This is a genomic window from Bradyrhizobium sp. 63_E2_N1_3 (genome assembly GCF_052076005.1).
GTDB classification, from domain to species: domain Bacteria; phylum Pseudomonadota; class Alphaproteobacteria; order Rhizobiales; family Xanthobacteraceae; genus Bradyrhizobium; species Bradyrhizobium barranii.
Genome location: NZ_CP197235.1, coordinates 6502497 through 6513830 on the forward strand (window position 1 = coordinate 6502497; position 11334 = coordinate 6513830).

At 64.6% G+C, this 11334-nt stretch carries 11 protein-coding genes and 1 pseudogene; 6 read left to right on the forward strand and 6 right to left on the reverse strand.

What is annotated here, in order from left to right:
- Window positions 1-3 precede the first annotated feature (3 nt).
- From AB7531_RS31055 to AB7531_RS31065, 3 genes and pseudogenes are all read left to right on the forward strand, one after another.
- Window positions 4-2208, forward strand: a complete 2205-nt coding sequence (locus tag AB7531_RS31055) for a xanthine dehydrogenase family protein molybdopterin-binding subunit (RefSeq protein WP_063984505.1) — start codon at window positions 4-6, stop codon at window positions 2206-2208.
- 97 nt (window positions 2209-2305) lie between these two features.
- Window positions 2306-4664, forward strand: a pseudogene (locus AB7531_RS31060) (Orn/Lys/Arg decarboxylase N-terminal domain-containing protein).
- Window positions 4665-4670: 6 nt separating this feature from the next.
- Complete coding sequence (locus AB7531_RS31065) at window positions 4671-5249, forward strand: GNAT family N-acetyltransferase (RefSeq protein ID WP_014496638.1); 579 nt, start codon at window positions 4671-4673, stop codon at window positions 5247-5249.
- 3 nt (window positions 5250-5252) lie between these two features.
- On the opposite strand, the gene AB7531_RS31070 is transcribed toward AB7531_RS31065, so the two are convergent.
- The 3 genes from AB7531_RS31070 to AB7531_RS31080 form a co-directional block, all read right to left on the reverse strand.
- On the reverse strand, window positions 5253-5465 hold the full coding sequence (locus AB7531_RS31070; protein ID WP_028150282.1) for a hypothetical protein: 213 nt from the start codon (window positions 5463-5465) through the stop codon (window positions 5253-5255).
- A gap of 140 nt (window positions 5466-5605) precedes the next feature.
- The gene (locus tag AB7531_RS31075; protein ID WP_063984506.1) at window positions 5606-6055 is read right to left on the reverse strand and encodes a flagellar basal body rod protein FlgC; all 450 of its coding nucleotides are present in this window, start codon (window positions 6053-6055) and stop codon (window positions 5606-5608) included.
- 117 nt (window positions 6056-6172) lie between these two features.
- Window positions 6173-7222 (reverse strand): hydroxyacid dehydrogenase, encoded by a 1050-nt coding sequence (locus AB7531_RS31080; RefSeq protein WP_063984507.1) that lies wholly within the window; start codon window positions 7220-7222, stop codon window positions 6173-6175.
- Window positions 7223-7466: 244 nt separating this feature from the next.
- Here AB7531_RS31080 and AB7531_RS31085 point away from each other — a divergent pair, with 244 nt between their 5' ends.
- The 3 genes from AB7531_RS31085 (at window position 7467) to AB7531_RS31095 (ending at window position 9093) form a co-directional block, all read left to right on the forward strand.
- The gene (locus AB7531_RS31085) at window positions 7467-8033 is read left to right on the forward strand and encodes a thiamine pyrophosphate-binding protein (RefSeq protein ID WP_014496644.1); all 567 of its coding nucleotides are present in this window, start codon (window positions 7467-7469) and stop codon (window positions 8031-8033) included.
- A gap of 11 nt (window positions 8034-8044) precedes the next feature.
- Window positions 8045-8653 carry a thiamine pyrophosphate-dependent enzyme gene (locus AB7531_RS31090; protein WP_063984508.1) on the forward strand — a complete coding sequence of 203 codons (609 nt, stop codon included), beginning with the start codon at window positions 8045-8047 and terminating at the stop codon, window positions 8651-8653.
- A gap of 77 nt (window positions 8654-8730) precedes the next feature.
- Window positions 8731-9093: a VanZ family protein gene (locus tag AB7531_RS31095; RefSeq protein WP_063984509.1), complete on the forward strand. Its 363-nt coding sequence runs from the start codon at window positions 8731-8733 to the stop codon at window positions 9091-9093.
- Window positions 9094-9153: 60 nt separating this feature from the next.
- Here the strand turns inward: AB7531_RS31095 and AB7531_RS31100 are convergent, their stop codons facing one another.
- The 3 genes from AB7531_RS31100 to hyi form a co-directional block, all read right to left on the reverse strand.
- Window positions 9154-9537, reverse strand: coding sequence for a DUF1236 domain-containing protein (locus tag AB7531_RS31100; RefSeq protein WP_063984510.1), 384 nt, complete (start codon window positions 9535-9537; stop codon window positions 9154-9156).
- 111 nt (window positions 9538-9648) lie between these two features.
- Window positions 9649-10536 carry a 2-hydroxy-3-oxopropionate reductase gene (locus AB7531_RS31105; RefSeq protein WP_063984511.1) on the reverse strand — a complete coding sequence of 296 codons (888 nt, stop codon included), beginning with the start codon at window positions 10534-10536 and terminating at the stop codon, window positions 9649-9651.
- A gap of 12 nt (window positions 10537-10548) precedes the next feature.
- Window positions 10549-11334 (reverse strand): hydroxypyruvate isomerase, encoded by a 786-nt coding sequence (hyi, locus tag AB7531_RS31110; RefSeq protein WP_063984512.1) that lies wholly within the window; start codon window positions 11332-11334, stop codon window positions 10549-10551.

Sequence of the window (11334 nt, forward strand, 5' to 3'; positions counted from 1 at the left end):
CCGATGAACGCCTATGTCGGAACGCCAACGTCCCGCGTCGATGGCCGCGCCAAGGTCACCGGAGCCGCCAAATATGCCGGCGAATTCCCGGCAGACGGCCTCCTCCATGGCTTCGTTGTCGAGGCCACGATTCCGCGCGGACGTATCGCTCGCCTCGACGCCAGCGACGCGCTGCAAGTGAAGGGCGTGGTCGACGTGCTCACGCATGCGCATCGTCCGCCCCTCGCCGACAATGACGATGCCTGGAAGGACGAGGTGGCGCCGGAGAAAGGCTCGCCCTTCCGCCCGCTCTATGACGACAGGATCTGGTTCAACGGCCAGCCCATCGCGCTCGTCGTGGCGGATGACTGGGAAACCGCTAAATTCGCTGCGACCCGCGTGCGCGTTGAATACGACCGGGAGGCATTTGCAACCGATCTCGAATCCGAACATGGCAAAGCCGGCAAAGTGGATCGGCCGCACAGGCCGCGCGGCGACGCCGCCGCGGCGCTGGCTGGGGCCGCTGTGCGGCACCAGGCGGATTATGTCCTGCCGACCGAGCACCATAACCCGATGGAGCTCTATGCGACCACGGTGGTCCGCGACGGCAGCGGCAGGCTTACCGTCTATGACAAGACGCAAGGTGTCCAGAACGTCCACAAATATCTATGCAGTGTGTTCAACAAGAGGCACGATGATCTCCGCGTGGTCTCGCCCTATGTCGGCGGTGCCTTCGGCTCCGGATTGCGGCCGCAATACCAGGTGGTGCTGGCGACGCTTGCCGCGCTCGAACTCAAGCGATCCGTCCGTGTCGTGCTGACACGGCAGCAGATGTACGGGCTCGGCTACCGGCCGATGACCATTGAGCGTGTCGCGCTCGGCGCAAGGCCCGACGGCACGCTCGATGCCGTCACGCACGAGGCCACTGCCGTGACTTCGCGCTACGAGGATTTTTCGCGCAATGACACCGGCTGGGCGGAACAGCTGTACAAGAGCCCGAACAGCCTCTTCTCCCACAAGCTCGTCGATCTCGACCTCTCCACACCCTGCGACATGCGCGCACCCGGCGCCGCCTCCGGCGTCTGCGCGCTCGAATGCGCCATGGACGAATTGGCCGTCGCGCTCAAGCTCGATCCGATCGAGCTGCGATTGAAGTGCTATTCGGACCGCGACCAGAGCGAAGACCTGCCCTACACCAGCAAGCAGCTGCGCGAATGCTACGCCCGCGGCGCGGAAGCGTTCGGCTGGGGCCGGCGCAATCCTGCGCCGCGCTCCACGCGCGACGGCAAGGAGCTGGTCGGCTGGGGCATGGCGACGGGGGTGTGGGAGGCGCTTCAGATGCCGGCCGCCGTCCGCATCGTGCTGACGTCGAACGGCCATGCCGAAGTATCCTGCGCCGCCTCCGATATCGGCACCGGCACCTACACCATCGTGGCACAGGTGGCCGCCGACGCCCTCGGGCTGCCGATCGAGAATATCGACGTGAAGCTTGCCGACTCGACCTTGCCGCAGGCCCCTGTCGAAGGCGGTTCCTGGATGGCGGCGTCGGCCGCGCACGCCGTGCTGGGCGCGGCCGAAGACATTCGCCAGGAGCTCGCACGGCTCGCCAAGGCGATGCCCGCCTCGCCCCTCGGCGGCGTCGATGCGCCCGACGTGATCCTTGTCGACGGCACGATCGCCAAGGCCGGCGACAAGGCTTGTGCCGTCTCGATCGCCGATGCGATGCGCCACGGCAAGCTCGAGCGGATCGAGAAGCAGAAGCTCAATCATTTCGCGCAGGACAAGTCGCACGCGCGCAACACCCATTCGGCGGTCTTCGCCGAGGTCAAGGTTGACGAAGAACTAGGCGTCATCCGCGTCACGCGCGTCGTGAGCGCGGTCGCAGCCGGACGGATCCTCAATACCAAGACCGGCCGCAGCCAGATCATGGGCGGCGTGGTCTGGGGCATCGGAATGGCACTGCACGAGGAGACGGTGATGGATCACCGCTTCGGCCGGATCATGAACGCGAACATCGCCGAGTACCACATTCCCGTGAATGCCGACGTTCACGACATCGACGTCATCTTCGTCGACGAACCCGACGACCGGATCAACAAGCTGGGCGTCAAGGGCATCGGTGAAATCGGCATCGTCGGCGTGCCTGCGGCAATCGCGAACGCAGTCTATCACGCCACCGGTAAGCGCATCCGGCGCTTCCCGATCACGCTGGACAAGTTGCTGGATTGATCGCCCGTCACACGATCCCCGCTGGATCGGGCGATTGTCATAGAACTGTCATCGAAAGTGCAGAGACCTGCCAGTCTCTGTAGATTCGGGACACACCATGGATTATTTCAAGCGCTTCAACTTCCTGTTCGCCGCACCTGTGTTCGACGCCGACGATCTGGAAGGCATCCGCTTCAACCAGATTATCGAGGAGATCCAGCGCTCCGGCTTCGAGGTCGTGAGGGCCCGCAGACTGGAGGACGCGGAGATCGCGGTACAGACCGACGCCGCGATCGGCTGCATGGTGGTGGACTGGGGCAAGAAGGGCCTCGAGGGGAAGACCTCGGCGCTGATCAACCTGATGCGGCGCCGCGGCCTCGACTTCCCGATCATCCTCCTGATCCGGCGCAAGCGCTTCGAGGATTTGCCGGTCGAGGTGCTCGACTTCATCGACGGCTATGTCTTCCTCTCCGAGGAGACGCCGACCTTCATCGCCAAGAATTTGATCAGCCGGCTCAAGCAATATGCCGAGACGCTGAAGACGCCGTTCTTCGGCGCGCTGGTCGACTACGCCGAGGAAGGCAACCAGCTCTGGACCTGTCCGGGTCACAATGGCGGCGTGTTCTACAACCGCAGTCCGATCGGCCGGGTCTTCGTCGAGCATCTCGGCGAATCCGTGTTCCGCGACGACCTCGACAATTCCGTGCTCGACCTCGGCGACCTCCTCACCCATGAGGGTCCCGCGCTGAGGGCGCAGAAGGAAGCCGCCCAGATTTTTGGTGCGGAAAAGACCTATTTCGTGCTCAACGGCACCTCGACCTCGAACAAGGTCGCGCTCGGCGCCCTCGTCACCGACGGCGACCTCGTGCTGTTCGACCGCAACAATCACAAGGCCGCCCATCACGGCGCGCTGATGATCAATGGCGGCATCCCGATCTACGTGCCGACCATCCGCAATGCCTGGGGCCTGATCGGCCCGATGCGCTGGGACATGCTCGACGAAAAGGCCCTGCGCGAGGCGATCCGGAACCATCCGCTGGTGACGGACAAGGACGCCTGGCGCAAGGAGCGGCCGTTCCGCGTCGCCGTCGTCGGAGCAGTGCACCTATGACGGCTCGATCCACAGCGCCGAGATGATCCTGAAGCGCATCGGCCATCTCTGCGAATACATCCTGTTCGACGAGGCCTGGGCCGGCTTCATGAAGTTCCACCCGCTCTATGCCGGCCGCTTTGCCATGGGGCTGGCGAACCTTTCTCCCGAAGCGCCCGGCATCATCGCGACGCAATCCACCCACAAGCAGCTCGCAAGCTTCTCGCAGGCCTCCCAAATCCACATCAAGGACCGCCATATCCGCGGCCAGAAGCGGCGCGTCGAACACCGCCGCTTCAACGAGAGCTTCATGCAGCACGCCTCGACCTCGCCGTTCTACCCGCTGTTCGCCTCCCTCGACGTCGGCGCGCAGATGATGAAGGGCCGCTCGGGCGAGGTGCTGTGGGACGACACGATCCGGCTCGGCATCGAGCTGCGCAAGAAGATCCGCGCCATGCGCCGGGAGTTCGAGGAGAAGGAGCAAAATCCGGATCGCCGCTGGTTCTTCGAGCCCTTTGTTCCCGATCGCGTCACCATTCCCGACGTCAGCCGCCCCGGCGCCGCGCACAACGTCGCCTGGGAGACCCTCTCCACCGACGAGCTCGCCACCAACCCCGCGCTGTGGCAGCTCTCGCCGGATACCAACTGGCACGGCTTCCCGGACCTTGCGGAAGGCTTTGCCATGACCGACCCGAACAAGCTGACGCTGCTGACGCCCGGCTTCGATCGCACCACCGGCGCCTATGCCGAGCACGGCATTCCCGCGCCTGTGGTCGCGCAGTATTTGCGCGAAAACCGCATCGTCCCTGAGAAGAACGACCTCAACTCCCTGCTCTTCCTGCTCACCCCCGGCGTCGAGGCGAGCAAGGCCGGCACGCTGATCTCCGGGCTTGTCGCATTCAAAAGGCTGCATGACGACAACGCGTTGCTGGCCGACGTCATCCCCGAATTTTACCAGCGGCGTCAGGCGCGCTATGCCGGTGTGCGGCTGCGCGATCTCTGCGGCGAGATGCACCGCTTCTTCCGCGCCGCCGATGTCAGCGCCCTCCAGGCCCGGCAGTTCATGCCCGAGCACATGCCCGAGATCGCGATGTCGCCCCGCGATGCCGCGCGCTATCTGTTCAAGAACGACGTCGACTATTTGCCGATCGAGGCGATCGCGGGCCGCATCGCCACCACGCCCTTCGTGGTCTACCCGCCCGGCATCGCCACCATCGTGCCCGGCGAACGGCTGACGGAGCGGGCCAAGCCCATGGTGGATTATCTCAAGATGTTCGAAACCTGCTTCAACACGTTCCCGGGGTTCGATGTGGAAATCCAAGGCGTCTACAAGGAGATCGATGCACAGGGCCGCATCGGCCTCTATACTTACGTCGTTGCCGAGTAGGTGCCGATGAACGAAACAGCGATTGCGCGTACAGATGACGAACCGGTTCTGGTCCGCCCCTCACGGGAGAGCGATGTCGAGGCGATGCTGGCGATCTACCGCCATCACGTCCGCAATGGGGTGCCGCGCGATGTCGAGGGAACCGGCGCGCCCGAACCGGACGATCTGCGCGACCGCCGCAAGAACCTGAAGCAGACCCGCCTGCCGCATCTGGTCGCGACCTATCGCGGCGAGGTGGTCGGCTATGCCTATGCCGTGCTGTTCCGCAAGCGCCCGGCCTACCGCTACACCGCCAAGCACTCGATCTACGTCCACCACGAGCATCTTGGTCGCGGCGTCGGACGGCTGCTGCTCCAGGGAATGATCGATGCGTGCGCGGCGGCCGGCTTCCGCCAGATGATCGGCTATATCGATGCCGACAACGCGCCCTCGCTGGCGCTGCACGAAAAATTCGGCTTCGCGCGCGCCGGCCTGCTCTGCGGCGTCGCCTATCGCCACGGCCGCTGGTCGGACACCGTCATGGTGCAGCGATCGCTCGGCGCGGGCGTCACCGCTCCGCCGACGCTACCGGCACCGGGCCGTTAAACCTTACGAGGGAAAGTCAGCCGGCTTGACCTGGATCCGGTCGGCATGCAGCGACCAGTGATGCAGCGCCTGGTCCTTGCAAAACCGCGCCTTCGCCCGCTCCCTTGCTTCGTCCTCGTCGGTGGCGTCGATTTCGAGCGTGCCCTGGCAAACCTCGATCTGCCGGCCGTACTGGCCGAGCACGTCCTTCATGAACCTGACGACATAAGTTGACATGGGACCTCCTGCCTGCGCCAGCGTGCCCCGGCGGCACTTTAATCCCATTTAGCCTGAACCGGGAAAGGAGATTTTGACGCGGATCAAGATCGGTGACGGTTCCCGTCGCCAACGCAGGCGTCGATACAATCCGTCAGCGATCACGTCTTGATATCGAGGAGGGTCTGTTCTGTCTCGGCGTAGGCTTGAATGACCTTCGCATTGGCGATGAAGCTGTACTTGGCGGCCGCCATTTGAACGAACTCGCTGGCGAGATCGACGTTCGGCGCGGCGACCAGGCCGTCCTCGTTTGCGAAGGGAGCGCTGGGGTCGGATTGTGCGGCATAGCTCGGCGAAACCGTCGACACGGTCGCGACCGTACCGCCTGGCGTCGAGCCGCTCGATTGGGAGACCTGATCGACGCGCAACGGCACATAGGCCGCTGGAAATGTCGGGCCAATGCTCGAGCCGCCCGCACCGGCCGATGTGCTCGATCCGCTTGAAGCGGGTAGCGGGCCGGTCGTGCGCACATTGGCGATGTTGCTCGCGGCCACGTTCACACGCAAACTCGCCGCGGAAAGTCCTGATGTCGCAATCGAAAATATGCTCATGGACTTTCAACTACAGGACAAGTGATACGCGTTCATTCACGCCATCAGTAAAATCCGCAGCTTTCTATTTGCATCCTCGTAACCAACGATCGGAGCGCGATCGGGGTTCGCACGTTCCTACCCCGGCGTCACGCCGAACGCCTGCTTGAAGCGCTCGGCGTAGCGCGGCCAGACCTCGGGATTGATGATGCGCGGCGGGCGTTTGCCGTCGAGCGTGTCCAGCACCTGCTCGGCGGCGATGCGGCCCATGTTCTGGCGCGCCTCGATCGTCACGCCTGCGGTGTGCGGGCTCGCCAGCACGTTGTCGAACTGGAGCAGCGGATGCTCGGGCGGCGGCGGCTCCTTCGACCAGACGTCGAGGCCGGCACCGGCAATGCGCTTGTCGCGGAGCGCCTGGAGCAGCGCATCCTCGTCGTGGATGAAGCCGCGCGCCGTGGTGATGAAATAGGCGTGCGGCTGCATCAGCGCGAATTCGCGCGTGCTGATCATGTTGCGGCTTTTCTTGTCGAGCGGACAGGAGATCGAGACGAAATCGGCGCGGCGCAGCAGCTCGTCGAGCTCGACCTTCTCCCCGCCCCGCTCGGCCATCACCTCGGCCGACAAATACGGGTCATAGGCCAGCACCGTCATGCCGAGCAGGCCCTTGCACAGCGCGGCAATGCGGCGGCCGACATTGCCGAGGCCGATGATGCCCACGGTCTTGTGCTCGACCTCGTTGCCGACGAGCTCGTTGCGGTTGACGTTGGCCTCCCTGCGGAGCTTGCGGTCGGACTGGATGATGCGCTTGGACAGCGTCAGCATCATCGCCAGCGCATGCTCGGCGACGGAATGCGCGTTGCCACCGGACTGGTTGACGACCAGCACGCCCGCATCGGTGCAGGCCTCGACGTCGACAGGGTCGAAGCCCGCGCCATTGCTGGAGACCAGCAACAGGTTCGGCGTGCGCTTCAGGAAGGCGGCATCGACATGGAAATGCGGAGCAAGCTCGTCGCGGGCGGCGCCGATCTGGTAAACATGCGCCGCGTTCAGGATCGGGGCGTAGAAATCTTCGGGGCTCTCGTTCTCGATGCGATCGAGCCGGACGTCGGACCGCGCCTTCAGGATGTCGATATAGATCGGATTGGCCAGGTATTTGACGTAGAAGACGCGCTTGCTATTGACGGACATCAGGACCCTTCCGGCTCTCTCAAGGAGACCCGCAAGGCCAGCGCACCCCGCGCTCCGTCCATGCGTTCCTCCCGTTTTTGCATTATCGCCGCTTATGACATGGCGGTGCCGGCCACGGCAGGCCGTCTGGCGCAGATCACGGTGCTGGCCCGGACATGTTGACAATCCCGCTGCCTGCGTCAAGTTCGGCAGACCGCCGCGACGACCAGAACCAAGAAGCATGCGCGGCTCAAGGGAGAACGCAATGGCGCTTGCGGAACAGCAGACCTCGCCCCAGGCGGCACAAGGCGCCAGCGACAGGAGCTGGCACGGCATCGTCCTGCAGACCCTGAAGCGGAACGAGATCAGCCTGATCCCTTACGTGCCCGACCGCGTGCTGACGCCGCTGATCAAGAACCTGCACGCCGACCCCTTCTTCACCACCTTTGCCACCGCCCGCGAGGAAGAGGCCGTCGGCATCGTCTCCGGCGCCTGGATGGGCGGACGGCGCGGCGCGGTGCTGATGCAGACCTCCGGCTTCGCCACGCTCGCCAACGTGCTGGCCTCGCTCGCGGTGCCCTACCAGATCCCGCTGATCATGTTCGTCTCCGAGCGCGGCACGCTTGGCGAGTTCAATTACGGGCAATCGCTGGTCTGCCGGACCATGCGCCCGGTGCTGGATTCACTCGCGCTGGAGCACCACACCATCACCCGGCTCGACGAGCTCGAATTCATCGCCGACCGCTCGATCAAGCAGGCCGTGACCACGCAGGCGCCGGTGGCGCTGATCCTCAACCCGCTGCTCACCGGCGGCAAGGTTTTCGACAAGTGAGGCCGGCCAGAATGAGCACAGATTTGGACAACCGCAACACCAAGGTCATGAACCGCTTCGATGTCACCTCGCGCCTGATCGCCAGGCTCAAGCACGAGGAAGCGGTGATCGGCGGCATCGGCAACACCAATTTCGATCTCTGGGCCGCCGGCCATCGCCCGCAGAACTTCTACATGCTCGGCAGCATGGGGCTGGCTTTCCCGATCGCATTAGGCGTCGCGCTGGCCCAGCCCGATCGCCGAGTCTTCGCGCTCGAAGGCGACGGCTCGCTGCTGATGCAGCTCGGCGCGCTCGCGACGATTGCGGCGTTGAGGCCGAAGAACCTCATCATGATCGTGATGGACAACGGCATCTACCAGATCACCGGTGCGCAGCCGACGCCGGCCGCGAGTGTGGCTGACATCGTCGCGATCGCCTCCGGCTCGGGACTTGCCAACAGCGCCTGGGCCGCGGACGAGGAGGATTTCGAGCGGCTGGTCGACGAGGCCCTGTCCGCCTCCGAGCCGAGCCTGATCGCGGTCCGCATCGACGACAAGCCGGGCGTGGGTACCACCCGCAGGGATCCCGTTCAGATCCGGGAACGCTTCATGCACGGCCTCGGCGTGCGCGAGCCACTTTAACGTTTCGTCATTAACTACACGGCGATCTGATCCCTGCCCCGCAACAGGCCGTTGCAAATCCGTGCTATCGGCACCGGATGCCCATTTTTATTCGCTTTTTTGCCTGGCTGCTCGCGGCCGCCGTCACTTTCGCAACCCTCGGCCCGCCCGGCCTGCGGCCCCATTCCGATCTCGGCCAGGACGGCGAGCACGCCCTCGCCTTCATCCTGGTCGGACTGGCCTTCGGCCTCGCCTACCGGAATCGCCGCTGGGCTGTCGCGGCCGTCGCGGTGGTCCTGATCGGCGTGCTCGAGCTGATGCAGTTCTGGGCACCGGGACGGCATGCACGGCTGGACGATTTTCTTGTCGATGCCGGCACCGCCTGCATCGGCTTTGCGCTCGCCGCCGTCACCGATTGGATCATGGCGCGCTTCCGCGCCAATTCGGCCCTGACGAACTAGGGCCCCGCGGAGTGACGCTCCGCAGGGCCCGGCTCTTCAAAGCCTTCACGCTCTGATCGATCAGTCGATGATCTTGACGACGCGGCGCGTGCGCGGTTCGACGATGACGCGGCGATCGTTCACGACCGCGTAGCGATACTCGGTGTAGTTCGGCACGGGGCGCAGCACCACGGTCGGGGGCAGCGGCTCGCCGACGATGACGCGCTCGTGGATCACGACGGAATCGTCGCGCGGGATTCCGCCGAGCACGGCATTCGGAATTTCGAGACCGGCGCCGACGGCCGCACCGACGGTGCCGCCGACCATCGCGCCGATCGGTCCGCCGATGTCGCCACCCGCACGCGCGCCGTCCCTAGCGCCCTGTTCGGTCGTCGACTGGGCCAAGGCTGCACTCGACGCCAGCAGCGACACGGCAGCCAGCGAAATCGCAAGACGGGTCTTCATGTCCACACTCTCCAGTGATTGTTCTGCGCCTTCAACCGCGGGTCGGACCATTGTTCCGGTTCCCGCACGACGAAAGACAGGCCAAATCTGGAGAGTGTTACTGCGTAACACTTACGCTGCGGCGATCTCGTGTCCCGCCATCAGTTCCAGTGCCCGCACCATCGCGGAATGATCCCAGGCCTTGCCGCCATGCGCGGCGCAGGACGAGAACAATTGCTGCGCCAATGCCGTGCTCGGCAGCGACAGGCCGAGCGCGCGCGCACCTTCCAGCGCGAGGTTGAGATCCTTCTGGTGCAGCTCGATGCGGAAACCCGGCTCGAAATTGCGCTTCACCATGCGCTCGCCATGCACTTCGAGAATCCGCGACGATGCAAAACCGCCCATCAACGCCTTGCGCACGAGAACGGGATTGGCCCCCGCCTTGGATGCGAACAGCAGCGCTTCGCTCACCGCCTCAATCGTCAGTGCGACGATGATCTGGTTGGCGACCTTCGTCGTCTGGCCATCGCCATTGGCGCCGACATGCGTGACGTTCTTGCCCATCTTGTCGAAGATCGCCTTCATGGTGCCAAAGGCCCGCTCCGGGCCGCCGACCATGATGGTGAGGCTCGCTGCTTTCGCCCCGACCTCCCCGCCCGACACCGGCGCGTCGAGATAGTCCGCGCCGAGCGCCTCGATCTTCTTCGCGAACTCCTTGGTCGCCAGCGGCGAGATCGAGCTCATGTCGACGACGATCTTGCCCTTGGAGATGCCGCTCGCGACGCCGTCCTTGCCGAACAGCACCGCCTCCACGTGCGGGGTGTCGGGCACCATGATGATGACCGCATCCGCCTCCTCCGCGACTTCCTTCGCCGATTTGCAGGCGATGCCGCCCGCGGAAATCAGCTCAGGCGCGACCGGCGCGACGTCATGCAGGAGCACGCGATGGCCCGCGGCCAGAAGGTGGCCGGCCATCGGCCGTCCCATGGTGCCAAGTCCGATGAAGCCGATGTCGATCATGTCTACGTTTCCTCAGGTCTCAAATGTCTGCGCGGCGTGCCAGGACAGGCCTTCCAGCGTCGTGGTGCGCGGCTTGTATTCGCAGCCGATCCAGCCGCGATAGCCGATCGCGTCGAGGTGGCGGAACAGGAAGGGGTAGTTGATCTCACCGGTGCCGGGCTCATGGCGACCGGGATTGTCGGCGAGCTGGATATGGGCGATCTGCGGGAGATATTCCTGCATGGTCCGGGCGAGATCGCCCTCCATGATCTGCATGTGGTAGATGTCGTACTGGATGAACAGATTGTTCGACCGCACCTCGGAGATCAGCTGAACCGCCTGCTCGGTGCCGTTGAGGTAGAAGCCGGGAATGTCGAGCGTGTTGATCGGCTCGACCAGGAGCTTGATGTTCTCGCGCGCCAGCGTCGAGGCGGCAAAGCGAAGGTTGCCAACCAGCGTTTCGTTGAGCTCGCGCGGGTCGGCATCGGCAGGCGCGATGCCGACGAGGCAGTTGAGCTGCTCGCAATCGAGCGCCTTGGCGTAGTCGATGGCCCGGAACACGCCGTCGCGAAATTCACTGACGCGATCGGGCAGGATCGCGATGCCGCGCTCGCCCGCTGCCCAGTTGCCCGCTGGAAGGTTGTGCAGCACCTGCGTCAGCCCGTGAGCTTCGAGCTGCTCGCGCAGCAGCGCCTTGTCGAAATCGTACGGGAAGAGATACTCGACCCCGGAGAAGCCCGCCGCTTTCGCCGCGGCAAAGCGGTCGGGAAACGGCATCTCGTTGAAGAGCATGGTGAGGTTGGCGGCAAATTTCGGCAT

Coding starts and splice junctions, on each gene's coding strand:
- AB7531_RS31055 (WP_063984505.1), top strand. CDS start 4: ATGAACGCCTATGTCGGAACGCCAACGTCCCGCGTCGATGGCCGCGCC.
- AB7531_RS31085 (WP_014496644.1), top strand. CDS start 7,467: ATGGCGCTTGCGGAACAGCAGACCTCGCCCCAGGCGGCACAAGGCGCC.
- AB7531_RS31070 (WP_028150282.1), bottom strand. CDS start 5,465: ATGTCAACTTATGTCGTCAGGTTCATGAAGGACGTGCTCGGCCAGTAC.
- AB7531_RS31105 (WP_063984511.1), bottom strand. CDS start 10,536: ATGATCGACATCGGCTTCATCGGACTTGGCACCATGGGACGGCCGATG.
- AB7531_RS31065 (WP_014496638.1), top strand. CDS start 4,671: ATGAACGAAACAGCGATTGCGCGTACAGATGACGAACCGGTTCTGGTC.
- AB7531_RS31080 (WP_063984507.1), bottom strand. CDS start 7,222: ATGTCCGTCAATAGCAAGCGCGTCTTCTACGTCAAATACCTGGCCAAT.
- AB7531_RS31100 (WP_063984510.1), bottom strand. CDS start 9,537: ATGAAGACCCGTCTTGCGATTTCGCTGGCTGCCGTGTCGCTGCTGGCG.
- AB7531_RS31075 (WP_063984506.1), bottom strand. CDS start 6,055: ATGAGCATATTTTCGATTGCGACATCAGGACTTTCCGCGGCGAGTTTG.
- AB7531_RS31095 (WP_063984509.1), top strand. CDS start 8,731: ATGCCCATTTTTATTCGCTTTTTTGCCTGGCTGCTCGCGGCCGCCGTC.
- hyi (WP_063984512.1), bottom strand. CDS start 11,334: ATGCCGAAATTTGCCGCCAACCTCACCATGCTCTTCAACGAGATGCCG.
- AB7531_RS31090 (WP_063984508.1), top strand. CDS start 8,045: ATGAGCACAGATTTGGACAACCGCAACACCAAGGTCATGAACCGCTTC.